Raw genomic sequence first — 24,063 nt, forward strand, 5'->3', positions numbered from 1 at the left:
TTAAATTCAATCTCGTAATTCATCTTGTTACATTTTACCACTTGCAGGCCTTATTATCATTGATAGAATATGAAAAAGCGATGATTTCAATTCATTGAAATCATCGCTTTGTTTATTTATTGTCACCATAACCAAAAATAGAAAGGAGTTGTAAGAATAAGTTCACAAAATCTAGGTATAATTGCAACGCTCCGTAGACCGCCAATCCATTTTGAGAAACTTGATTACCATACTGGTTATACATATTTTTGATTCTTTGAGTATCATATGCAGTTAAAATGGTAAAAATAATCACTGCAATGATAGAAAAGACAAAGGAGATCAGACTGCTCTTCAAGAAAATATTAATTAACATCGCAATAATCAGTGCAATTAATGCCGCCGAAGCTTGTGCACCCCAACGAGCTAGACTTCTCTTAGTAATTAAACCATAGGCCGTCATTGAGATGAAGATTGCGGAGCTAGATAGGAATGCAGCCGCAATTGACGTTCCAGTATAAGTAATAAAAATACTAGAGAAGAAAACACCGCTAACTACTGCATATACCATTAATATTACAAAGCTTAGGGTTGGCCTCTTCATCGCCTGCACCGAAATGATCATCGGCATTACAAACCATAAAATTAGCGACCCCCACATTACCCATTGATTTTGAACTAGAACCAATGGACTTAACACGTTTCCAAAGTAATACGCAGTAGCAGCTGAAACTAATACCGCGATACTCATCCAACCATACATTTTGGTTAGGAATTGATTCAAACCAGCGTTATCATTCACAACTTGCCGATTGTTTGAATAATTGTTCATATTAGTCCACTCCTTCCATCAAATTCCATCAAATTGAGAATAGTGTACCAAAATCAGCCAAATAAGCAAGTAATTAGTACTAGTTAATCTTATTGCTTAAGTGGCTTAATAACTCTTCATAAGCGTTTTCATATTTTAAAATATCTCCAGCACCCATGAAAACAACTACGTCATTATCATAATCCAATAAAGGCGACATGTTTTCTACTGACAATACTTGACCACCCTTGGTAATCTTCTGGGCTAAATCAGCACTAGAAACATCTCCAGACTGTTCTCTAGGAGAGCCATAAATATCAGTTAAAAAGACTTTGTCTGCTAAGTCCAAACTAGTAGCGAAATCATCCATCATGGCGATGGTTCTACTGAAAGTATGTGGTTGAAAGACCACTACGATTTCTTTATTTGGATACTCTTGTCTAGCAGCGTCAATTGTGGCTTTAATTTCAGAAGGATGGTGAGCATAATCATCAATAATCGTCATGCCCTCAACTTTTCGTTCAGAAAAACGGCGTTTAACTCCCTTAAAGGTTAAAAGCTCATTTCTTATTTCGTCTAAATCAACATCTTCGAAGTAAGATACCGCAATTACCGCTAATGAGTTTAACACATTATGTTCACCGAACAAAGGCACAGAAAATTCGCCTAAGTCTTCATCGTGATACCAAACGTTAAACTTAGATCCCTTAGTTGTTCGTTTAACATCAACGGCCCTAAAATCATCAGTTTCATTTAAGCCGTAGTAATAAACGGGAACGTTAGCCTTAATTTCACGTAAGTACTGATCATCACCCCAAGCAAAAATTCCTTTTTTGACTTGATTAGCAAAAGTTTGAAACGCATCAATCACATCATCAATGCTTTGGTAGTAGTCAGGATGATCAAAATCAATATTAGTCATAATAGCATAATCAGGATTGGTAGCTAGGAAGTGACGGCGATATTCATCCGCTTCATATACAAAGAAGCGCGCATTAGGAACCCCTTTACCAGAACCATCACCAACTAAATAATCAGTAGGAGCAATTCCACTAAGAACGTGAGCCAACAAACCGGTAGTACTAGTTTTACCGTGAGCTCCGGCAACCCCAATACTAGTCTTTCCTTCTATCATCTCACCTAAGAATTCGTGATAACGGTAAGTAGGAACTCCCATTTCACGAGCCTTGACTACTTCTGGATGATCATCTTTAAACGCATTACCTACGATTACAATCATGTTGTCTTTAATATTGTTTTCGTCAAATGGTAAGATTTTAATTCCAGCTTTTTCTAGTCCCCGTTGAGTAAACGTATATTGGGTGATATCTGATCCTTGAACTTGTTCTCCACGATCAACTAAAATCAGTGCCAATGCACTCATTCCAGTTCCTTTAATTCCGATAAAATGATAGATTTTTTTGGTTTCCATTCTTAATTCCTCTCCGCATCCTAATTTAATAACGCATTAATTCTTTTCTTCATGATAATAAACTTCACGAGGTTTTGAGCCGTGTTGCTCAGAAATATAATGGTGTCGTTCTAGTGCATCAATGATGTTGGCAGCCCGGTTATAGCCAATTGAAAATAACCGTTGTAGTTTCGAAGTAGAAATAGTGTCTTCATTGCTAATATACTTCAATACTTCTGGCATTAACTCGTCTTCATTATGACTTTCTACTACCTGTTTTAATGAATCGGGAGTAAATAGGTATTTAGGCTTACCTTGCTGTTTTACAAAGTCCACTACGTTTTCTAATTCTTCGTTAGTTACATATGCCCCTTGAAGTCGAATAGGTTGCGGTGCTCCGTTACCTAGGTATAGCATATCTCCTTTTCCAAGTAGTGACTCTGCGCCACCGGTATCAATAATGGTACGAGAATCCACTTGACTAGAAACCATAAAGGCGATTCTCGTTGGAATATTATTTTTAATTGTTCCAGTAACAATGTCTACACTTGGTCGTTGAGTAGCCACAATTAAGTGAATACCAGCAGCTCTAGCTTTTTGGGTAATTCTCACAATATAATCCTGAATTTCACTAGAAGCCACCATCATCAAATCAGCTAATTCATCAATAATAACCAAAATGTATGGCATCTTTAATCCATACTCTTCTCGTTCCTCAGCTTTATCGTTAAATTGCTCAATATTTCTAACACCAGCGGCCGATAATTTTTCATATCGTTCGTCCATTTCCTTGGTTACCCATTTCAAGGCAGCAGCAGCCTCTTGTGGGTCCGAAATAACTGGTGACAACAAGTGTGGAATTTCATCATATGGTGCTAATTCAACCGCCTTAGGATCAATCAATAATAGTTTGACCTCGGCTGGGTTTGCCTTATACAAAATGGATACCAGTAAACTATTGATAAAGACACTCTTCCCAGATCCAGTTGCTCCGGCAATTAAACCATGTGGCATTTTTCTAATGTCTGTAACTTGTGGCCGGCCAGAAATATCTACCCCAACTGCAGTTGTTAGAGGCGACTTTTTCTCTGCAAACTTAGGAGTATCGATAATTTCAGAAAGCATTACTGGTCGTGGATTTTTATTAGGAATTTCAATTCCTACTGTAGATTTTCCTGGGATTGGCGCTTCAATTCGAACATCCTTAGCAGCCAAAGCCAACTTCAAATCATCACGAAGGTTGACAATCCGTTGGACTTTCACCCCTAATGCTAATTTAATTTGGAACTGGGTAACAGTGGGACCGTTAGTCCAGTCAACTACCTTAGCATCCACTCCAAAAGCAGCAAGGGTCTTATCCAAAACGTCAATTTGATTTTCAATCCAATCTAGGATTTGATCATCATCGGTATCCACCGGCGGAGTCAGTAGTTTCATACTAGGAAATTGGTACTCTGCTGGATTAAAATTATCAACTGGATCAACTACTTGCGTAGCATTATCGTCATCGATTAATTCAACTCGTTCCTCCGTACCATCAGCTTCATCATTAGATTTTAATTCATTTGGTGTAGCGGATGAATCTTGGACCGGATTTTGAAATCTTTGATTAATTTGTTGTTCTTGATGGGTAGTTGCATCGTTACCCGATTTTTCAGTTACTTTATCTGATTCGCGTAATTCAGGCTCAGTGCTTTCAGCCGATTGAGGTCCATCGATTTCAGTCTGAGAGTTTGACAAATCAGGAACATCTTCAGGCACTTCATCTGAATGCTCGCCAAAGAAAGGCAACTTAGTATCAGTAGCCTCTCCACCCATTATCGTTGAAAACGATTTACCTAAACCACCTGTTGGTAATTCTTCCAGATCATCTTGTTCTTGAATTTTCGGTTCAAAATCCGAGTCATCTTCGACTGGCCCATTTGATGAATCCGGTTTCGAGTCAATAATATCGACGTCTTTAGAACTTTCTTCATCTTCAACCATCCTATTTTTTTCAATTGGCTCAGTTGATGAATTTATAGTCACTTTACTTTCTGTTGGTTCATCTTGTTCTTGAACCTCATTCACAGACTCTTCCGCATTAGCTTGAACTGCTTCGCGCTTTTCCTGTTCTTCGAAATCGGAAAGATTTCCAAAAAGAATCAAGTCATCAGGTTGGATTCTTAAGTTATCAATCAGTCTCCCATAAAATTGGGCTCTCTGATTAGATTGACGATCAAAGAAATGAACCATTTGAGCATTAGGTTCTTCTATAGCAGGTCTTTTTTTCGGTTCAAATTTTCTAATTTGTTTAGAAAACTTGGATTCCGTTAATGGTTTGGGCTGTTTATTTACTGTTTTCTTTGTCGGTGCAACGGAATCCGCTAGCGATCGGGACCCTCTAGAAGTAGACTGCGCCTTAGCTTCTCGTTGCGGTTGATTATTTTGTTGTCTTTCTCGTTGAACCGCTTTGAGGTCCTTTCGCCAACGATAATATGCTGGCCCATCATAATTATTCATTCCACCACACCTAAAATTTTATTAATTAAAACCTTGTAACTATATGCTAAAAACGCCAGCTATTAATCGAATAAATGCTGTGCTTTTGCAAAATCAAATGGTTCTCCTACGTGATAGCCATCTTCGGGCAAAATCAATGCACCAGGAACTTGCGGAGCATTAGGAATTTTTAGTTCTCTACCTGAACAAATCATTCCAAAGCTTTCTACTCCTCTTAGTTCACCTGGCCAAATAATTTGACCATTTGGCATCATTGCCCCTACTTTAGCGACTACTACTTTAATGCCAGCCTGCATATTAGGAGAGCCACTGACAATTTGTAGTTTTTCACCATTATTAACTTCGGTTAGAGTAACGTTTAAATGATCAGAATCCGGATGGGCTGTCATACTTTCAACGTAGCCCACAACAAATTTAGGATCATCATCATATTGCAAAGTAAATTCAAAGTGATGTTCACTCAAATAAGCATTTAATTTAGCAACCTGGTCTGCAGATAATTCAATCTGGCCCTGATTGTCTTTAATTTCTGGCAAAATCTCACTGGCAGCTAAAAAATTAACCCCAATGGTTGCTCCAGAATCAGCCGCAATTATTTGTGCAACATTATCTCTGATTTCAGTTCTTTGTTCTTCAACATCTTGGTCCATGACAATCACTAAAGTATCACCAAGAGTTTGTGCGTTATAACTTGCAATTAGCATTAAAAAAATCCCTTCAATATTAGTTTAATGAGTTAATGAAATTTTCCACTTCTTGTTTAGTTTTACGATCCTTGTTAACAAGCCGGCCAATTTCTTCACCATTTTCAAAGGCAACAAAACTAGGAATTCCAAAAATATTCATTTCAGCTGCAAGGTCGATATTTTCGTCTCTATCTACTGCCAAGAAAGTATAGTCGCTGTATTCTGCTTCAATTTCAGGCATCGCTGGCTTAATAAAGCGGCAGTCAGGGCACCAATCTGCAGAGAAGAACAACATATATTTACCAGAGCTAACTTTTTCCTTCAATGATGCTAAATCCATTTTTTCTAAACTCTCCATAATTTGGTAGTCCCCTTTCAAAATTAACAAATTCAATTTTTACACTCTAAATATTATATAACAAAACGGCCGAGTTATCAGCCGTTCTAAAGAAACATTATTAATGAATTAGTAAAATTAATTTTCAGTCTTAAAATGAGCAACCAATTTATAAATTGGTCCCTTGGCACTGAATTTTTGTTCGTACTCGGTTTCAACATTATCTTCATTTGCCTCTGAACGATGCAAATCTAAATAAACGTCGTCAAAAACCAAACCATAATTGTTAAAACTCCCTAGCGAATATTCAAATAATCCCCGATTATCGGTTTTGAATTCAACATCACCAGTAGGATTTAAAACCATTTGATAACCCTTTAAAAATTGCGGAGAAGTAAGTCTTCTCTTAGCATGACGCTTCTTAGGCCATGGATCAGAAAAGTTCAGATAAATCCGATCTACTTCACCAGTAGCAAAAATTTCATTTACATCTGCCCCATCTGTTAAAACTAGCTGTACGTTAGGCAACGGATTTTCCACTAATTTTCTTAATGCTACCGCAATCACTGACGTTTGAAGTTCAATACCAATAAAGTTGATATTCGGATATTTCTTAGCCATTTCGGTAATAAACTGTCCCTTACCAGTCCCGATTTCAACAGCCAATGGTTGGTCTTTAGCAAATCGTTCTTGCCATTTTCCTTGTAGTTGTTGGGGTTCCAACACAATAAATTCCTGATGATCATTAATAAAATCATCAGCCCAAGGTTTTTTACGTACGCGCATAATTAATTCTCCTCATAAATAAACATTTTAATCATTTTTTTGAACGCGTCTAGGCAAATACATCCGTAAGAACCAGACCAATTCAAGCAACTCAACTATTATAACTCCCAGAATCGTTGCAACACTACTAATATTAACAAATATTACTACAATGGCAAAAATGATAGCCACAATCACTAATATCCACCGAATCACTGTCTGGAAGCTGGCAGTCTTATTTTGTAGGCTCACTGGGTAGATATGAATAAAGACATTATCATCAAAATGGTGATAAAACGGAATCAATTGAAACCCAATTAAGTAGATAAATAAAGCTGCAATCATGATAGGTAAATACGTGCCATGAATGAAAAACAACATTACAGCACCAATAACCGTCAATCTGAAAAACAACCCACTCATTTCATTATCTCGAATAATTCCATGAGCATATAAATACTTATAAGTGTTCTTAGGGATTAATTCAATTCGGTTTAATAACGGACTTAACCATTTTCTTCGCTTTATATTACCTGATAATGCAGGCACATCAGTAAAGAGATTAAAAAATTGATATACACGGTGCATTCGACTATTTTCAGTCGCTGTTGCTTCCCGCCAATTTAGCGGCCGTTTTTTAATTTCTCCACTAAAGATTGTAGCGCCAATCAAAACTACTAAGCTAATTCCAAAGGCAACAAAATAATTTAAATAAAATCCAATTACTAAAACCACCAAAGGAAAACCATAGTGAATTAGTAGCTTACTTCTTTTAGAAACTAACCGGTAAAGATACCCTAAATCAGTTACCAACAAGGTGCCTTTAATTGCGACAGTTGTTAGTAGCAATGCGCCAATTTGTATTACAGTAACTACGTGTCCCACCTGAACCAATGGCATCAAAATAATAGTCACCACCAACTGAATAATTGCCGCTAGTGAAAAACTATAAGAAAATGCCGGCTTAAAATATTGCCACATTTGACCCTCTCGGGGTAACAAGAATACAAAATCTGGTTCTTTAACTAACGTAGCCAAGTTACCGAGTTGTTCAACAAGTGTAATCACTACAATACAGAGAGGCATTAACCACCATTCAGAACCAGACAAAGTCTTAAGTAAGTTGGAATATGAGTATCCTAGCCCACCAATCAAAAACAACAAGGCTAAAACGAAGTAATCATTAAACACTAGTCGTAAATACTTGAACATTTCAGTTAAATGATTACTTAAACGACTGGTATATAACGATTTCATTTTTTATCCCCATCCTTTGCAAGTGATAAATAGATATCATTAAGTGATTCACCAGCTGCTGGAAATGCTTGTCTTAATTCAGTTAAAGTACCTTCAATTCTAACCTGTCCATCATGTAATAATACGAACCGATCACAAAATCTTTCTGCTGTATCCAACACGTGAGTAGACATTAAAACACTGGCGCCACTTTGCTTACGATCCTCAATCAGTTGCAGTAAGTCATCTACAGCCAATGGATCTAATCCTAGAAATGGTTCATCAATAATAAACAGCTTAGCATCAGTGATAAAAGCACAAACTATCATTACCTTTTGACGCATCCCTTTAGAAAAGTTATCAGGGAACCAATCTAGCTTATTATCTAGTCGGAACATTTTTAACAGCTCATGAGCTCGTTTCCAACTTTTATCCGCATCCAAATTATAAGCTAAGATGGTCATTTCAATGTGCTCTTTTAAAGTCAACTCCTTATAGACGATTGGAGTTTCAGGAATATAAGCAATTTGTTGTTTATATTTTTCAACATTTTCTGGTAAAGTCTCACCGTTAATTTCAATCTTGCCAGAAAACGGCGTTAATAATCCAATGATATGGTTGATCGTGGTAGATTTACCTGCCCCATTTAACCCAATTAATCCAACTAACTCCCCATCTTGGACGTCAAAGGAAACATCTTTTAATACAGGAACATTAGAATAGCCACCAACTAAATCAGTTACTTTTAAACTCATGTTTTTCACTTCTCTATCGTTAAGTTTTATTGGCTTGATTATACCATACCCCCTGTTTTTTCACTAAATTCAGGGTGTTTTAATGGTATAATGAGCTAAATACTTGTTGAAAGAAGGAAATTTTTCATGAAAGATTGTGTCTTTTGCAAAATCGTAGCAAACGAAATTCCTAGCTATACCGTCTATGAAGATGAGGTCGTTAAAGCTTTCTTGGATATTTCTCAAGGTACCCCTGGCCATGTATTAGTAATTCCTAAGCAGCATGTAGCCAACATTTATGAATACGATGAAGAACTAGCAGCAGCTGTTTTCCAACGTATTCCAATGATTGCTAGAGCTGTACAAGCTTCCAATCCGGCAATTAAAGGCCTGAATATTGTTAATAATAACGGTGAGGTGGCTTACCAATCAGTATTTCACTCACACTTCCACTTGGTTCCTCGCTACACAAGTCATGATGATTTCAGCATGCACTTTAAAGATAATTCTGATAATTATAGTCCTGCTGAATTAACGGCGATCCAAGAATCAATCAGCGAACATATTGGAGAATAACAATGAAGTTTTTAACTAAAGTATCGTTAGCTGCAGTTGCTGGGGCTGGTTATTATTTATTTAAAACCAAGCAGACTCCCACTGAAGCATTAACTAATATCAAAGCAGAAATCAATCACAAAAAAGTTGCCCTTCAAGAATTTAAGGAAGCTCGTCAAAAGCTTAATGAATCTTTGGCTAATTTTAAAAGTGAGATGGGTACTGTTGACGTGGTTAGTAACCAATTCCAACGGGAGTTAGATGAATTCATGTTTATAATTCAACCCCACATTGACGAGTTAAATAAATATATTGATAAACTTAACAATCAGACTCGCTAAATTTATTTTTTTATATTCCCTTAAATTAAGGCTATTTTAAGACTATTAAGCAACAATTAATTGAGGGTATGTTATGATGTTGTAGGATTGTTTTTACAAAATTAATAGAAATGGATGTGTTCTTTTATGAAAAAATGGCTAATCGCTTTAGCCGGTGTCCTCATGAGTGTCACCCTTGTGGCTTGTGGGAGTAAAACGGTAGCTACCACTAATGGTGGTAAGGTTACAGAAAGTGCTTACTACAGTAGTTTGAAGAGTACTTCAAGTGGTAAGCAAGTATTACAACAAATGATTCTTAACAAAGTCTTGGAAAAAGACTACGGGGATAAAGTTAAAGAATCAGAAGTTAATAAGCAATTTGATCAATACAAAAAACAATATGGTTCATCATTTAACACCATCTTACAACAAAACGGTATGACTGCTTCTGGTTTAAAGAAGGACATTCGTTCTAACTTACTCTTAAAAGAAGCTGTTAAGGATAATACTAAGATTACCGATGCTGAAATGAAGAAGCAATTCAAGAGTTACCAACCTAAAGTTACTGTTAACGAAATTTTGGTATCTAAGAAATCAACTGCCGAAGACGTTATCAAGCAATTAAAAGACGGTAAGAGCTTCTCTAGTTTAGCTAAGAAGTACTCTACTGATACCGCTACTAAGAACAAAGGTGGTCGTATTGATCCATTCGATAACACTGATACCACTCTTGATAGCAGCTTCAAGACCGCTGCATTTAAGCTTAAGAACGGTGAATATACTACTACTCCCGTTAAGACTCAATACGGTTACCAAATTATCCAAATGGTTAACCACCCAGACAAAGGCAAGTGGGAAGATCATAAAGATGAACTTAAGTCACAAATTATTGATAGCAAGATGAATGATAGTACTACTTTACATGACGTAGTTTCTAAAGTACTTAAAAAAGGTGACGTTAATATTGAAGATAAAGACCTTCAAAACGTCTTATCAGATTATCTTTCATCATCTTCTAGCAGCAAATAATACCTCAGTTACATCATAATCTGAATTCTCAAAGAAAAAGCCACGATATCATTTTTGATATCGTGGCTTTTTTATTATTTATTTGGCTTATAGAATCGTCGATTATCTAACCCAAATATTCTATCAGAAAAATCTCCTGGTTCAGTATGATCCAAAGCTTTTTGAATCATCATAATCCCAGCATCTAATACGTCGATATTGTGTAAAATTTCAGCTTCTAATAATTCTGGTCGTTCAGGAGCCCCATACTCTAGTTCACCATGATGAGATAAAATCATATGGCGCAATTTAAGGACTTGTTCATCATCTTGATGAAGGCCTAAATGCTCAGCCGCTTCAACAATTTCAGCATCCATAATGCTAACGTGGCCAATTAAGTTTCCGGCTAAAGTATAGCTAGTTGAAATCGGTCCTGATAATTCAACAACCTTGCCAAGATCATGCAAAATAGTCCCAGCGTATAGTAACGGAGCATCTATACCATCATAGTAACGAACCACATCATGAGCCAAAGCTAACATGGATACAGTGTGATAAGCAAGGCCACCTTCAAAATCATGGTGATTAGACTTAGCGGCAGGATAAATATAAAACTTATTACCATATTTTTGCAGTAATGCACGAACTATTCTGTTATAAGTAGCATCCTCAATTTCAAATACGGATTGGGTAATTTGTTCTTCAAGTTGTTCCTTACTTAGCGGCGCTCGTTGAACATAGGACAACGCATCATGAGGTTCCTCTTCGGTTGCCAAACGCATTGCACTAATCTTGATTTGAAAATTTCCCATATAAGTTTCTTTTTTTCCCTTTAAAAAGACGACTTTGCCTGCTTGAAAATTTTCAATATCTTGAGCAGATGCATCCCAAAATTTACCACCAATTTCTCCAGATCTATCAGCAAAGACTAAATCCAAAAACTGTTTCCCAGTTTTAGTAGTCCGCACCTTCACGTCTTTTAAGAGCGCGAACAGATCAAACGTTTCATTATTAGTCAGCTCTTGTATTAACTTAGTCATGACATTCCCTCCTATCCAAGTGTAATAATTTGGTCTTCGTTAAATTCACTTAGTTGGTTATTATCAGCCGTATAGAATAATACCTGATTTTGTTTACCTATTTCAGTTAATAGTTTCTTAGCAGCCTGCTTTCGCTGACCATCAAAGTTAACAAATCCATCATCTATAATAATCGGTAATGCAAAATCCTCATGAAATCCAACTGCCAAAGCTAACACTAACGCAAAGTACAATTGCTCTAAAGTCCCTCTCGATAACTCATTGATTTCAAAAACAGTATCGTCTTCTCGAACGACCCTAATGGCATCCTGAAAAATCACCTTATTATAACTTTGGTTTGTCAAAATAGCAAAATACTTAGTAGTTAATTCCAACACCTTAGGAACTCGTCCCTTAGTAATAATATTCATCGTGGTTTCCAACCAAGTTAAGGCACTTCGATATCCTAACCATTGAATTACGTTGTCATTAATTTCCGTTTGTAAATTAGCTTGTTGCTGCCGCAATTCATAATAACTACCATCATTAACCAAGTGCTGAATAGTTGCCTGTGTTTCAGCAATTTGCTTACTTTGCTCGTTATTTAGCTGTTGATTAGTGGTTAATTCTGAAGTTAAATTGTTTAATTTAGCATCTACGTCTGCTACTTCGGTATCTGTTACAGTAGGAAGGTCTTTTAATTGACTTTCAATAACTTCCAATTGTTGTTGCTTATCTTGATACTCCTGATTAATTTCTATTCTATTAGCTAGTTGCTGCTCATTATCAAGACCTAATTTCTGGTAATCTTTTTGAAGCTCAACTTGAACTTGCTCTAATTGCAATTGCTTTTGCTGAACTTGTTGTTGGTGGTTAGCAGCATACCGTTGCTCTTGATCGGCAGAATGTTGTGTTGCTTGCCAATCTGTTAGGGTTAACTGAATAGCTTCTAGTCGATCACGTTGCTCTCCTATTTCTAAAGGTAACCAATGAGATGCAAACTGCCATTGCTCCAAATAATTAGTTAGCTGATTGCTGAGCTGATCTACTTGTTCGGTTTGTTGCTTAATTTCATCTTTTTGTCGATAAATTGACTGTAAATCTGATTGAATTGCCAGCCAGCGATCAACGGGAATATCGTTCAGCCAGTAATCACGTCTAATTTGTTCGACTTGCATTTGGTGTTGATCATCCGAAACATCATTAGGCATGCTAATTGACTTTTGCCGCCACCAGGTAAAACCAGCTCCACCAAATATTATCACTGCTAAAATCATCAACCAATTTAAGTGAGCTGCCATTCCGATCACAAAAGATACAACTCCAGCCCCCAGTACCATTACTGGAGCAGAACTAACAGATTGTGATTGTCTCTTAGGGCGAGTATTCTGACCATCACCGTTAATTATTGCACTAATCTCGCCTAGTCGATTGGTTTCAAATGGAATCGGCAGTTCTGTAATTGAGCTTCCCAAATTAGTAATTTGTTGTGTTACTTTTTGTTGCTTAGCCTCAATTTCCTTTTCTAAGAAACTAATTTGAGAACTACGATCCATATTAATTGCCAATTGGGATTTCAGCTCACCGATAAGTTCCGCATTTTGCTTTAAAAAACTGAGCAGATCTTGGTTATTTGTGGTTTCTGTTTTAACGGCCATCATTTCCATTAATTGTGAATCTAAGTTTTTCTTCTCCGCAATCAGCCGCTGCATTTCAGTAATTTGCTCAGTGGGGATAAATTGCGGGGCAAGTTGGTCAACTTCTTGGGCCAACCTATGCTTTTGTTTTATCAATGGGCTGACCTGAGCCAAATGCTGATAATGCTGTACCTGAGTTTGTAGTTCGCTAATTTTTTGATCAGTTTCTTTTCTTTGCATTTGTAAATCTGCTAATTGACTAGTTTGCTGATCATATTGTGGGTATTTATCCCTTGCCGCTGCTACTTTAGTTGTTAACTGACTATATTCTTTTAGCTGCTGATTAATGACTGGCTTGCGGCCTCGTGGAGTATACAAATTGTCCGCTTTTTTTTGCAAATCAGTTTGTAAATCAAACCAATCATTAGCGTTACTAATACCAATTTGTTGAATCCTTAGTTGTAAATCTGAAAGACTCATTTTATAGAATGCTTGTTGATCTAATTCACCAAAATAAAAGAAACTGGTATAAACACTTCTATCAACTGGACCCAATATTTTTTGTAAATCAGTATCTGCTAACTCCAATTGATTAGTCTCATCATATAAGGTAACTTTACCACCGTGCGTACCAGCAATTCTAGTTAACCGATAAGTAGTATCTTGACTTACAAATACCATTTCGCCACCGTAAGCACTACTATTTTTAGGAAGATATTGGCCATGTACTGCTTGTCGTTTATTTTGAAAGCCAAACAATAAAGAGATAATAAAGTCAATCATCGTACTTTTACCAGACTCATTAGGTCCATAAATTACTTGTACTGGACTAGTGAACGAAAAATGTTGATCAACCCACTTTCCGTACCCATAAATGGTTATTTCTTTAATTATCACTCTCTAAAGTTCCTTTCTCATCAAAATGTTGTTCTAAAAATTGAGCTGCTAAATTATTGACTTCTGCTTGAATCTCAGGAGTTTCCAACTGTTCTTTAATAAAATTTTCCTGACTAAAATTAGTTAATAATTCTTCAAAGTTAGCATTAGTTAGTGCCAGAGCCTTAGCATCTTCGAACGATTGTCGTTCTTCTACACTACCTAGTTGTACCGGTACTGGCAACAGTTTAATTGATGTCACCCAAAAATTATAATTTGCTAGCAAGTTAGCATTCGCAGATTGAATCAAAGATAATAGCTGCCCCTCAATAATGGTTTGTTGTTGCTCACCAGTTAAGGTTCCTGTTAACTCTAATCTTAAAAAGTGCATCTCAGTAAATTTGCGTTGACTTAATTGTTCTAAGATAGCAGATACCATTTCTGTTATCGGCTGCTCAGTTAAAGTAATCGTAATCCTTTGCCATTCAATAGTTGCCGTTGCAATAAATTCAGTAGTTAGCTGGTTACCGTTACTTTCTACTAACAAACACCCCTTAGATCCAGATTCGTTAATATGACGCCCCTGAGTATTACCAGGATAATTAATGACGTGTTGATCATCTAAGGATTGTCGCTGATGAATATGACCCAACGCCCAGTAATCATAGTTTTTACTATTAAGTTCGGCCAAAGAAAACGGTGCATAGGTTCCTTCGGTGGAGTGAATTCCCTCTGCACTACCATGTAACATTCCAATATTCCAATCAACTTGTGGATCAGCTGCAGGATAATTAGCTATCATTCTTTCGGATACCCACTGGTTAGCAAAGCTAAAACCACTAATTGCCACTACAGTCCCATCTTTTAACGTTAGTTTAGTAGTGGTTACTTCGTTGGAAAATACAAAGACATTCTCAGGGAATCCCAGTTGATTAACGTCTCCAGCAAAGTAGTCATGGTTACCAAAACTAATTATCACTGGAATTTTCGCATCGTTTAATCTATTGAGCTGTTGGTTCAAAAAATACTTAGCATTAATGCTTTGTTCTGCTCGATCAAATAAATCCCCAACTAATAATACAAAATCAACTTGATTATTAATTGCCGCGTCAAAAACTCGAGTAGCTGCTTCAAAAGTTGATTGCTGCATTCGTTGTAATAATGCAGTGGGCATTTTAGAGTTAGCTAATCCTCGGAATGGACTATCTAAATGTAAATCTGCCGCGTGAATAAACTTCATAATTACCACCTTAATTTTAATATACGAAAAACGCCGGGAACTTGGTTGCCCCGGCGTTTTGAATAACTAGTTACGGTATAAGTCAGAAATTGGTTCAGTAACTACTTGGTTAATTTGACCCAATAATTGGTTTACGGCTTGTTCTTTATTCATCAATTCCGTAATTGCAGGAACCTTTTCCAATTGGCTAGCAAGATCATGAGCTTGCTTTAATTCGTCATCAGAAGGTTCCATCCCTGCCATTTGTTTCTTTTGAAGGTTTAATTGAACTTCTTGGAAATCTTTGAATAAATCAAAGCTCTTAGTATCTGCCTTCATGTTACCGTAAGCTTGTTTTAATTCCTCAAATTGAGGAGTATTTTTAAGTTCTTTTTGTAATTCAGTTGCTGTTTCCATAATTTTATCAGCCATTTTTAGTTCCACCTTTTCATTAATAGTTTTATTTTACCACATCGACTAGCTTTTTTTGAAACCGTTTCTAATTTTAAAATAATCTACTGAGGAAATCAGCCGCTTTTTGTTTAATTTCATCAGCTCCTTGGCCAATGTCATCCACATACTCGCCAGCCTTCTTTTGAATGCTGCCCCAGAAACCAGAGTCTCCACTATCTTTGTTCTTATTTCTGTCAGCTATAATAGACTGCGCATCTTTAGTATCAAATTCAGAGTTTTTAGTGTACGGTAGCATCCCTGCCATTTCACTTTGAAAGAGTGCTCCCATCCCAGTACCACTTAAATTTTCTAGATGGTGTTCTGAATTAGTGTTGTCAAATCCTTCCCAGGTTGCAACTACTAAATCAGGGGTATAACCCACAATCCACTTATCCTTAGTGGCTTGACCAGTGGCACTAGAATCAGCTTCGGTACTACCAGTTTTTCCGGCTACAGAATAACCAGCAGGCTGGGCATCCACCCCGGTACCAGAGGTAAAGACCCCTAACATCATACTAGTCATTTGCTTGGCAACATCCTTAGAGATGATCTTCTTGCCTTCCGGTTTCTTAGTATTATCAACCACCACTTTGCCAGTAGAATCTACAATTTTTCTGATATAATACGGCTTCATTAAGGTGCCTTCATTTGCAAATGCCGTATAAGAACTAGCTAATTGCTGTGGTGACACACCGGTTGACAGTCCGCCTAAGGCTAAGGCCAGATTATCATCAGATTTAGTGACCGGTAACCCAAACTTCTTCACTGACTGATAACCTTTATTAACGCCAATTTGGTTTAATAGCCAAACCGCTGGAGCATTTTTACTTTGAGCTAATGCTTCATACATTGGAATCTGACCAGCATACATATTATCGTAATTCTTGGGTGCATAATGATTAGAGCCATAGGATTTATGCTTATCGACTAACTCAGAGTCAAAATTATAACCGGACTGAAGGGCCGGAGTATAGACGGCAATTGGCTTAATTGTCGATCCCGGCTGACGCTTGATTTGAGTAGCTCGGTTATAACCACGAAAAACATGCTCTCCTCGACCACCAACAACTGCCCGGACACCGCCGGTAGAAGGACTTACCGCAACGGAAGCAGCTTGGACTTTAGTTCCATCACTAGCATTAGCTGGAAATAAAGCATCATTATCAAAATTAGTCTGCATTGCCGTTTGTTGTTCTTGGTTCAGGTTAGTATAAATCTTGTAACCCTTATTCATAATTTCTGATTCTGTCAAACCATACTTATTAATGGCTTCATCAATCACCGCATCAAAGTAATACGGATATTTATAGCCATCTTTGTGGACATAGGCATCCACTACTTCTATTGGAGTTTGCTTATATTCATTGGCTTGATCTTGAGTAATTTGTTTGTTTTCCACCATTAATTGCAACACAACGTTTCGCCGTTGCTTAGCAGCTTGTGGGTGGTCAATAGGATTATAAGCACTTGGAGAAGTTAACATTCCCGCTAAAACTGCTGCCTGAGGAACCGTTAAAACACTAGCATTGGTCCCAAAATACTTTTTAGACGCATCCTGAACTCCCCAGACCCCATTACCAAAGTAAGCGTTATTCAAATACATGGTTAAAATATCATTTTTGGAATAGACGTTTTCCACTTGAATGGATAAGAACAATTCTTTTAACTTTCTGGTTAAAGTTTGTTCCTGAGATAAATAGGCATTTTTAACTAATTGCTGAGTTAAGGTACTCCCTCCACCACTAATATAATCTCTGTGAAGCAGCTTATTTTGAAGGTATAATAACGCTGCCCTACCAAATCCCTTAATTGAAAAACCATATTCCTTATAAAAATTACGATCCTCAGTAGACAATACAGCTTTAGAGATGTTTGGTGAAATTTTACTTAATTTCACGTACGTTCCTTTTTGAGCGTATAGTTCTCCCGCTTTTTGATTACTAGAATCCATAATCTCAGTTGTTTGAGCCAGCGACGACTCCAAATTTTCGACGTGTGCCATTTTAGCTTGATAAGTTAAGTATCCACTTAAAATCAAGGCAATGCTTAAAAAAGCCACTAACAGCCATTGAGTAAAGTGCCACTTTCCCCAATAATAGCGAAAGACTTTGCTGAATCTTTGCCAGCGTGGTTTTAGCCATTGCAGCAAGCGTGACCCAAAACTATTATTTTGATTTCTCATATATTGTTTACTCCTCTTAATAAAGCAGGACTATTGTACCATATTCATTAGAAAAGCAAATTTTTCTTAGTTAAATTTAACGTGGGCTTTAAAATTAAAAAACCATCCCGAAAGGATGGTTTTTTTAAATTACATTTCGTCAGGAGCTTTAACTCCAAGTAAATTAAGTGATTCTTTTAAGACCGTAGAAACTGATTTAACTAACGTCAAACGAGCAGCTAATTGGTCATCTTCTACTAAAATCTTAGAATGAGCATAGTATTTATTGAAGGCTTTAGCTAATTTCAATGAGTACTTAGCAATTTCGGATGGTTCGAAATCTTTGCAGGCACTTTCAACTACTACAGGGAAATCATTAAGGATTTGGATAGTTTCCCAAGCATTCGGGTCACTTAGGTGCTTGTCTGCACTATGGAAATCAACCGGGTTAGCTTTACGTAAAATACTTTCTGCTCGAGCATGAGAATATTGAACGTAAGGACCAGTTTCCCCTTCAAAACGTAATTGATCTTCTAAAACGAAGTCGATGTTATTAGTTCTTTCGTTCTTAAGATCACCAAAGATGATAGCCCCAACCCCAACTTCTTTAGCGACTTCTTCTTTATTAGGTAGATTAGGATTCTTTTCTTCAATTTGCTTTTGTGATAATTCAATAGCTTCATCCAACACTTCATCCAACAAAATGATACGACCAGAACGAGTTGATAGTTTCTTCCCGTTCACAGTAATCAATCCAAATGGAATGTGGTGAAGATTTTCAGCAGATGGCAATCCCATTTCTAATAAGACTGCTTTTAATTGTTGGAAGTAGTAGGTTTGTTCTGAACCAACCACGTAAAGGTTCATCGCTGGCTTGTAAGTACGATCACGGTAAATTGCCGTAGCGATATCTCGAGTAATGTAAAGAGTAGCGCCATCACTCTTTAAAATCAAGGCTGGGTTCAAGTCGTATTTATCCAACTTAACCACTTGAGCACCTTGAGATTCTTCAAGGAGATTCTTATCCTTTAAGATATCAATCCCGATATTCATCTTATCATTGTAGAAAGCTTCTCCATTATAGGTATCAAAAGTTACCCCTAACTTATCGTAAACTTCATTAAAGGCCTTAAGTGATTCTTCTCGGAACCATTCCCAAAGTTGGGTAGTTTCTTCATCACCATCTTCAAGCTTTTTGAATACTTCTCGAGCTTCATCATCTAATTCAGGATGTTCTTTATCTTCTACGTGGAACTTAACGTAGTACTTAACCAAGTTATTAATTGGATCTTTACGAACGTCGTCTTCGTTACCCCATTTTTTGTAGGCTACAATTAACTTACCAAATTGAGTTCCCCAATCACCCAAGTGATTATCCTTAATTGGATGGTAACCGTTTTTACTTAAAATCTTAGCGATTGAATTTCCGATAACAGTAGAACGTAAATGCCCCATTGAAATTGGCTTAGCAATGTTAGGTGAGGACATATCAATTGGCACATTACCGCCCTTACCATTATCATTTTGCCCATAGGCCACGCCTTCTTCAGTAATAGTGGTCAAAACTTCATTACTAAAACGAGCTTTGTCCAAGAAGAAGTTGATGTAGGCACCCTTTACTTCTACTTTTTCATAAGCAGCAGTATCAATCTTTGCTACTAATTCTTCTGCAATCATGTTAGGCGCCTTATGCATGGTTTTAGCTAATGTAAAGGTAGGAAAAGCTAAGTCTCCCATTGCCAGTTCCTTAGGACGTTCCAATTTTTGATACACTTCAGCAGAAGTTAGATCATCGGTCCCTAGTGCCTGTAAAATTGAATTAGTTACTTGCGCTTTATAATCCATTGTGTATTCCTCCAAAATTTGCGATAAAAATAAAAAAACTCCTACAATTAATAAATAATTGTAAGAGACGAGTTAACCCGCGGTACCACTCTATTTGATATTTCTATCCGCTTTATTATTTTTTTAGTTCTAAAAAGCACGCCTTCAAAAGGATTTAGGTTTGCCTTTCACCAACGCAAACTCGCTTTACTAAACTACCTTTTTACTACTCTTTTATCGTTAAACTGTTTCTATAAAACTCAATGAAGTAATCTTCATTAAGCGGGTGACGGGAATCGGACCCGCGACACAAGCTTGGGAAGCTTGGATTTTACCACTAAACTACACCCGCAATCAACAAAGATTATTGTATCATTAAATTAAAAAGCTGTCAGTAATTTTTATTAAAGCAGTTGCAATTTGAATGGGGAAATTAGATACTAAAAACGAAGGAGTGAAGCAGATGTGGATCTTAATTAACTTTTTAGCCTGGGCATGTTTTATTTTGTTATTGCAATCAGGACTAAGCCAATCAATTGAAAAACAAATCATCAAAAAATTAATTCGAATACGCTTATTTTACTTAGTTGTCATTATCAGTCAAGTGGTGATTGGTATTAGATCATATAGCCGTCACCCTTTTTTAACCGTATTTGAAATTATCCTAACCTTAGTCATTATTTTGGGAACCGAAATGATTTTTAGCAGACGTAGAACCACTACTGTTAAGAGTTATTCGATTTGGATATTATTTTTGTTAATCACCCTAGCATTGTTCATCCAAACTGTCATTAATTTCTTTTAAAATAAAAAAGCTAACACAAACCGTGTTAGCTTTTTTTATTACTTGTTAGCTGCTGCTCGATTTTTAAGTTCCAGATCAATACAGTGTTCTGCTAACACTGATTGAGCATCTAAAACATTAAAGCCAGCGCTACCAGCTCGTTCTTCAGCTACTGAAAGTTCAGTACAGCCTAGAATAACTACATCGCATCCTCTATTGTTAACCATTTCATTTAAAATTTCGTGATAGAGATCAGCATCTACTTCGTTCTTTTCTTTAATATCATCATAGATCAATTCCATTGTTTTCTTAGCCACAATATCATCTTCTGCTGGTTTAACTAATTCGTAACCCGCATCAATGATTGGTTGATCATAAATACCATCATGTAAAGTTCCTTGCGTAGCAATTAAGCCCACTTTTTTAGCATTAGGGAATTTAACCTTAATTTCCTTAACGGTTTCAAGTGGCATATGCAAAATAGGTACATCGGTTAAAGCTTGTAAGTCTTCATAGAAGTAATGAGCGGTATTACATGGAATTGCAAAGAAGTCCGGACCCAATTTACTTTGTTGCTTAATGTCTTCAGACAAAGGAATAAATGGATTAGGCTTACTGTGATCCAAAATATAAGCGGTCCGATCAGGAATCGTTGCATTGTTTACCAAAATGTAATCTAAATAATCTTGGTCCTTAGTTGCCGGAGTCTTTTCATTTAAAATATGAATAAAGGTTTCGGTAGCTTCCGTTCCCATACCACCAATAATTGTAAAGAAGTTTTCCATAGTAATATCACCTTGTGTATATTTTTCCGCTCTTAGCGTGTTTGTGAATCTTCCGTTTTGTAGATTGTAGCATATTTGTAAAACGTTGTCAGGAGGCCTTAATTTTAACTTAATAAAAAACGCTCTTCTGCAATAGAAGAACGTTTTGAAGAATTATTTAGCAACAAAATATTTCTTGAAACTAACGGCATAATTGTGCATTGCCCATTTATAAAGTGCGTAACGCTTAGGATTTTTATCCTTACCGTACCAGAAAGTTGAACCCCAACGGCCTTCTTTAATTAGAGAAATGGCATGATCGGTAACTTCACTTTCTTTAGCATATTTTTCAAAAGTACTTGGGTTAACTCCTAACCACAAGAAGTAGTTATTAGTATCTTTGTTAGCCCGTAATGCTTCTTTATCACTAAGTGAGTCATAAGCATAGTCTTGGATTACCCAATCAGCTAACTTGTAACCATTGAGGGAAACAAAGAAACTACTTCTACCCTGGCGAATGTTCATATCAAACAACTTGTATTGCTTATCACGATGATCATACTTCATATCAAAGTTAGCAAATCCAGTGTAGTTAATTGATTCCAAGAAGTGTTGAATTTGATCATAAATAGTATCATTGTACTCTGGCATAATGGCAACGTAGTTACCAATAGCAGCAGGTGCGGGATCTTCCAAAATTGGGTGACCTAGGCACATCAATTTAACCTTGTGATCCTTGCCTACATAAGCATTCAAAGTACGCATATTACTGTCATCACCAGGAATAAAGTCTTGTAAAATCATTTCAGACTTGTAACCATTGTCGTAAGACTTAGCAATGATGTCTTTCAACTCTGCTTCATTTTGAATAGTAAAGGCTTTTTTCCGGCCTTCAAAATGAACGTCTAACCATTCCACACTATTAGCAGCTTTCAAAGCAACTGGGTATTCAAATGGTTGGTCAATTTCTTCATGGTTATCGTACATTTCTTTGGTGATTACTCGAGTACCAGGGTATGGCATATCGAATTTTTCACACATTTCATAAAAACTAACTTTATCGTTAAGCTTTTTAATCAAATCATAGTCAATGTATGGGCACACAAAGACATCTTCAAGTTCTGCTTTGTGGCGAGAAATTAATTCGGCATAACCATCCCCACAGGCAATCAGGATAACTGGACCTTCCGCATCCTTATAACGTTCCTTAAGTTTCAACATGGTTTCAAACCATACAGGATCTTCTGCAAAACCATCGATAAATTCCATATCAACAATTTTAGAATATCTAGTTGGAGCTAAGTTAACTTCAGCAAAAGTTTTAACTGGCTTGCCATAAATTTCATATAATGTTCTGGCCATACCATAAGCGTTAAAATCGCTTCCTAACAAAATCGGGGTAAATGCTGGTGTTGTTTGGTCCATATCTGTCACATTCCTTTCACGAATTGTTTAACAATGACTGAATCACTTTCATATGGTACATCTTGGTTATTAATTTTTTGGTAAGGATCATGACCCTTACCTGCAATTACTACCAGGTCATCAGGGGTACTCATTTTAATTGCCTGTTCAACTGCCGTTTTACGATCAGCCACATATTCATGCTTAACAGCAGTATTTTGAATGTTATCAGCAATTGTTCTAGCAATTTCAGCAGGATCTTCGGTCCCCGGATCATCGACAGTCAGCAAAGCAACATCAGCTGATTCACCAATTGCCTTGCCAATTCCATAACGACGATCTTCACCTTTGTCCCCAGTGCTACCGGTTACCACGATAATTCTACCATTCGGAGCTTGAGATTTTAAATATCCCAATAAAGAGTGAAAACTAGCATAATTATGTGCATAGTCAACGTAAACAGTTCCATGATTATTAGTTTCGTATGTCTCCATTCTACCAGGAACCACGGTGGACTGTAACCCCATTCGGATATCATCTTGGCTTAATCCTGAAAGAGCAGACGTAATAATTGCTGCAGTTGCATCTACTTCATTAAAATCACCAGGAAGACTCAATTCGTACTGCCCAGTTAAATTCAATTGTTTAGCCTTTTCGCTAACTGCTGATACTGAAATAACATTGTCGGTTAAAGTATCGCTGATTGCTTCAAACTCAACGTCTACGGGGATATTATCCGTAATTTCAGCACCTTTGCGAGCAAATAAATAAATATCTTCTGGTTGAGAAGTGGCCTTAGCTGCACCATAAATATCACGTAAATGCTGAGTTTCCGCATTAATTACACAAACTTTGGAATTAACTAATAATTGCTCTTTACAATGGAGATAATCAGCAAACGTTGGATGTTCATTTTTACCCAGATGATCAGGTGAAATATTCAAGAAAACGCCAATGTCATATTTTAAATTGTAAACACGGTCTTTTTTATAAGCTTGAGAAGAAACTTCCATAACTAATTGTTGCATTTCATTATTAACAGCTCGATCCATATTTTTAAATAGATCTAATGATTCCGGAGTTGTTAAACTTGATTTAAAGGTATCATCCATTTTATTTCCCACTACCGTATTAATAGTTGAAAATAAAGCGGTTTGGCCCGTAAATCGTTGTTGCATAATGCTATTAGTGAAGTATGCAGCCGTCGTCTTCCCCTTGGTACCGGTATACGCAATAATATTTAACTTATTTTGCGGAAAATCATAAAATGCCGCTCCTAAGACTGCCATTGCTTGTTGAATATTAGTAACTATAATTGCTGGTAAGTTAGTCTCATAACGCTGCTCACTAACGTAAGCTTGAGCTCCCTTAGCCTGAGCGGATTCTAAAAATTCAACTTTAAAGTTTCCTTTGCAAAAAAACAAAGTTTGTTCTGTTACTTGACGAGAATCATAGGTTACTTGAGTAAAGTCAGCACCTAGATTAGCACTTAAATCACTAGTAACTAACAAGTTATGTTCTTTTAACAAAGTTAAAATCTTACCTACATTAATCTGAGGCATTCTATCAACCACCCTA

Annotated in this window: 21 protein-coding genes and 1 tRNA gene; 4 read left to right on the forward strand and 18 right to left on the reverse strand. The window is 36.7% G+C overall.

Annotation, left to right across the window (positions count from 1 at the left end; all coding sequences use genetic code 11):
- Positions 1-112: 112 nt before the first annotated feature.
- The 8 genes from FC56_RS06120 to FC56_RS06155 all read right to left on the reverse strand — a co-directional run bounded on the left by FC56_RS06120 (position 113) and on the right by FC56_RS06155 (position 8,482).
- On the reverse strand, positions 113-811 hold the full coding sequence (locus tag FC56_RS06120) for a Bax inhibitor-1/YccA family protein (RefSeq protein ID WP_056978414.1): 699 nt from the start codon (positions 809-811) through the stop codon (positions 113-115).
- A 79-nt stretch (positions 812-890) separates the two neighbouring features.
- Complete coding sequence (gene murC / locus FC56_RS06125) at positions 891-2,222, reverse strand: UDP-N-acetylmuramate--L-alanine ligase (protein ID WP_056978415.1); 1,332 nt, start codon at positions 2,220-2,222, stop codon at positions 891-893.
- Between the two features lie 36 nt (positions 2,223-2,258).
- Complete coding sequence (locus FC56_RS06130; protein ID WP_056978416.1) at positions 2,259-4,703, reverse strand: DNA translocase FtsK; 2,445 nt, start codon at positions 4,701-4,703, stop codon at positions 2,259-2,261.
- 62 nt (positions 4,704-4,765) lie between these two features.
- Positions 4,766-5,407: a YtpR family tRNA-binding protein gene (gene ytpR, locus FC56_RS06135; RefSeq protein WP_056978417.1), complete on the reverse strand. Its 642-nt coding sequence runs from the start codon at positions 5,405-5,407 to the stop codon at positions 4,766-4,768.
- A 19-nt stretch (positions 5,408-5,426) separates the two neighbouring features.
- Positions 5,427-5,747 (reverse strand): thioredoxin family protein, encoded by a 321-nt coding sequence (locus FC56_RS06140; protein WP_054669940.1) that lies wholly within the window; start codon positions 5,745-5,747, stop codon positions 5,427-5,429.
- A gap of 117 nt (positions 5,748-5,864) precedes the next feature.
- Positions 5,865-6,512: a tRNA (guanosine(46)-N7)-methyltransferase TrmB gene (gene trmB, locus FC56_RS06145; RefSeq protein ID WP_056978418.1), complete on the reverse strand. Its 648-nt coding sequence runs from the start codon at positions 6,510-6,512 to the stop codon at positions 5,865-5,867.
- A 27-nt stretch (positions 6,513-6,539) separates the two neighbouring features.
- Positions 6,540-7,748, reverse strand: a complete 1,209-nt coding sequence (locus FC56_RS06150; RefSeq protein WP_056978419.1) for an ABC transporter permease — start codon at positions 7,746-7,748, stop codon at positions 6,540-6,542.
- Complete coding sequence (locus FC56_RS06155; protein WP_056978420.1) at positions 7,745-8,482, reverse strand: ABC transporter ATP-binding protein; 738 nt, start codon at positions 8,480-8,482, stop codon at positions 7,745-7,747. The genes FC56_RS06150 and FC56_RS06155 overlap by 4 nt, the downstream gene beginning before the upstream one ends.
- A 126-nt stretch (positions 8,483-8,608) precedes the next feature.
- On the opposite strand from FC56_RS06155, the gene FC56_RS06160 reads away from it, so the two are divergent.
- From FC56_RS06160 to FC56_RS06170, 3 genes are all read left to right on the forward strand, one after another.
- Positions 8,609-9,037 (forward strand): HIT family protein, encoded by a 429-nt coding sequence (locus FC56_RS06160; RefSeq protein ID WP_056978421.1) that lies wholly within the window; start codon positions 8,609-8,611, stop codon positions 9,035-9,037.
- Positions 9,038-9,039: 2 nt separating this feature from the next.
- Complete coding sequence (locus tag FC56_RS06165) at positions 9,040-9,357, forward strand: hypothetical protein (protein ID WP_054669953.1); 318 nt, start codon at positions 9,040-9,042, stop codon at positions 9,355-9,357.
- A 126-nt stretch (positions 9,358-9,483) separates the two neighbouring features.
- Complete coding sequence (locus FC56_RS06170) at positions 9,484-10,365, forward strand: peptidylprolyl isomerase PrsA (protein ID WP_054669958.1); 882 nt, start codon at positions 9,484-9,486, stop codon at positions 10,363-10,365.
- A gap of 74 nt (positions 10,366-10,439) precedes the next feature.
- Here FC56_RS06170 and FC56_RS06175 read toward each other — a convergent pair whose 3' ends face one another.
- The 7 genes from FC56_RS06175 to FC56_RS06205 form a co-directional block, all read right to left on the reverse strand.
- The gene (locus FC56_RS06175; protein ID WP_056978422.1) at positions 10,440-11,384 is read right to left on the reverse strand and encodes a 3'-5' exoribonuclease YhaM family protein; all 945 of its coding nucleotides are present in this window, start codon (positions 11,382-11,384) and stop codon (positions 10,440-10,442) included.
- Positions 11,385-11,395: 11 nt separating this feature from the next.
- Positions 11,396-13,897, reverse strand: coding sequence for an ATP-binding protein (locus tag FC56_RS06180; protein ID WP_056978423.1), 2,502 nt, complete (start codon positions 13,895-13,897; stop codon positions 11,396-11,398).
- Entirely contained in the window at positions 13,887-15,116 is a 1,230-nt protein-coding gene (locus tag FC56_RS06185; protein WP_056978424.1) for a metallophosphoesterase family protein, read from the reverse strand. The genes FC56_RS06180 and FC56_RS06185 overlap by 11 nt, the downstream gene beginning before the upstream one ends.
- Positions 15,117-15,182: 66 nt before the next feature.
- Positions 15,183-15,527, reverse strand: a complete 345-nt coding sequence (locus tag FC56_RS06190; RefSeq protein ID WP_054669980.1) for a YlbF family regulator — start codon at positions 15,525-15,527, stop codon at positions 15,183-15,185.
- A 73-nt stretch (positions 15,528-15,600) separates the two neighbouring features.
- The gene (locus tag FC56_RS06195; RefSeq protein ID WP_056978425.1) at positions 15,601-17,730 is read right to left on the reverse strand and encodes a PBP1A family penicillin-binding protein; all 2,130 of its coding nucleotides are present in this window, start codon (positions 17,728-17,730) and stop codon (positions 15,601-15,603) included.
- 129 nt (positions 17,731-17,859) lie between these two features.
- The gene (gene argS / locus FC56_RS06200) at positions 17,860-19,554 is read right to left on the reverse strand and encodes an arginine--tRNA ligase (protein WP_056978426.1); all 1,695 of its coding nucleotides are present in this window, start codon (positions 19,552-19,554) and stop codon (positions 17,860-17,862) included.
- Positions 19,555-19,814: 260 nt separating this feature from the next.
- Positions 19,815-19,885, reverse strand: a tRNA-Gly gene (locus FC56_RS06205).
- A gap of 72 nt (positions 19,886-19,957) precedes the next feature.
- On the opposite strand from FC56_RS06205, the gene FC56_RS06210 reads away from it, so the two are divergent.
- Positions 19,958-20,338: a DUF1516 family protein gene (locus tag FC56_RS06210; RefSeq protein WP_082620592.1), complete on the forward strand. Its 381-nt coding sequence runs from the start codon at positions 19,958-19,960 to the stop codon at positions 20,336-20,338.
- A 38-nt stretch (positions 20,339-20,376) separates the two neighbouring features.
- Here the strand turns inward: FC56_RS06210 and FC56_RS06215 are convergent, their stop codons facing one another.
- The 3 genes from FC56_RS06215 to FC56_RS06225 all read right to left on the reverse strand — a co-directional run bounded on the left by FC56_RS06215 (position 20,377) and on the right by FC56_RS06225 (position 24,047).
- Positions 20,377-21,102, reverse strand: a complete 726-nt coding sequence (locus FC56_RS06215; RefSeq protein WP_054671917.1) for an aspartate/glutamate racemase family protein — start codon at positions 21,100-21,102, stop codon at positions 20,377-20,379.
- A 153-nt stretch (positions 21,103-21,255) separates the two neighbouring features.
- Positions 21,256-22,506, reverse strand: a complete 1,251-nt coding sequence (locus tag FC56_RS06220; RefSeq protein ID WP_056978427.1) for a carboxylate--amine ligase — start codon at positions 22,504-22,506, stop codon at positions 21,256-21,258.
- 5 nt (positions 22,507-22,511) lie between these two features.
- The gene (locus FC56_RS06225) at positions 22,512-24,047 is read right to left on the reverse strand and encodes a UDP-N-acetylmuramoyl-L-alanyl-D-glutamate--2,6-diaminopimelate ligase (protein ID WP_056978428.1); all 1,536 of its coding nucleotides are present in this window, start codon (positions 24,045-24,047) and stop codon (positions 22,512-22,514) included.
- Positions 24,048-24,063: the final 16 nt, after the last annotated feature.

Origin of the sequence: Lentilactobacillus senioris DSM 24302 = JCM 17472, assembly GCF_001436555.1 — a bacterium.
In the GTDB taxonomy this organism is placed as follows: Bacteria; Bacillota; Bacilli; order Lactobacillales; family Lactobacillaceae; genus Lentilactobacillus; species Lentilactobacillus senioris.

Coding starts and splice junctions, on each gene's coding strand:
- FC56_RS06120 (WP_056978414.1), bottom strand. CDS start 811: ATGAACAATTATTCAAACAATCGGCAAGTTGTGAATGATAACGCTGGT.
- murC (WP_056978415.1), bottom strand. CDS start 2,222: ATGGAAACCAAAAAAATCTATCATTTTATCGGAATTAAAGGAACTGGA.
- FC56_RS06130 (WP_056978416.1), bottom strand. CDS start 4,703: ATGAATAATTATGATGGGCCAGCATATTATCGTTGGCGAAAGGACCTC.
- ytpR (WP_056978417.1), bottom strand. CDS start 5,407: ATGCTAATTGCAAGTTATAACGCACAAACTCTTGGTGATACTTTAGTG.
- FC56_RS06140 (WP_054669940.1), bottom strand. CDS start 5,747: ATGGAGAGTTTAGAAAAAATGGATTTAGCATCATTGAAGGAAAAAGTT.
- trmB (WP_056978418.1), bottom strand. CDS start 6,512: ATGCGCGTACGTAAAAAACCTTGGGCTGATGATTTTATTAATGATCAT.
- FC56_RS06150 (WP_056978419.1), bottom strand. CDS start 7,748: ATGAAATCGTTATATACCAGTCGTTTAAGTAATCATTTAACTGAAATG.
- FC56_RS06155 (WP_056978420.1), bottom strand. CDS start 8,482: ATGAGTTTAAAAGTAACTGATTTAGTTGGTGGCTATTCTAATGTTCCT.
- FC56_RS06160 (WP_056978421.1), top strand. CDS start 8,609: ATGAAAGATTGTGTCTTTTGCAAAATCGTAGCAAACGAAATTCCTAGC.
- FC56_RS06165 (WP_054669953.1), top strand. CDS start 9,040: ATGAAGTTTTTAACTAAAGTATCGTTAGCTGCAGTTGCTGGGGCTGGT.
- FC56_RS06170 (WP_054669958.1), top strand. CDS start 9,484: ATGAAAAAATGGCTAATCGCTTTAGCCGGTGTCCTCATGAGTGTCACC.
- FC56_RS06175 (WP_056978422.1), bottom strand. CDS start 11,384: ATGACTAAGTTAATACAAGAGCTGACTAATAATGAAACGTTTGATCTG.
- FC56_RS06185 (WP_056978424.1), bottom strand. CDS start 15,116: ATGAAGTTTATTCACGCGGCAGATTTACATTTAGATAGTCCATTCCGA.
- FC56_RS06190 (WP_054669980.1), bottom strand. CDS start 15,527: ATGGCTGATAAAATTATGGAAACAGCAACTGAATTACAAAAAGAACTT.
- FC56_RS06195 (WP_056978425.1), bottom strand. CDS start 17,730: ATGAGAAATCAAAATAATAGTTTTGGGTCACGCTTGCTGCAATGGCTA.
- argS (WP_056978426.1), bottom strand. CDS start 19,554: ATGGATTATAAAGCGCAAGTAACTAATTCAATTTTACAGGCACTAGGG.
- FC56_RS06210 (WP_082620592.1), top strand. CDS start 19,958: ATGGGGAAATTAGATACTAAAAACGAAGGAGTGAAGCAGATGTGGATC.
- FC56_RS06215 (WP_054671917.1), bottom strand. CDS start 21,102: ATGGAAAACTTCTTTACAATTATTGGTGGTATGGGAACGGAAGCTACC.
- FC56_RS06220 (WP_056978427.1), bottom strand. CDS start 22,506: ATGGACCAAACAACACCAGCATTTACCCCGATTTTGTTAGGAAGCGAT.
- FC56_RS06225 (WP_056978428.1), bottom strand. CDS start 24,047: ATGCCTCAGATTAATGTAGGTAAGATTTTAACTTTGTTAAAAGAACAT.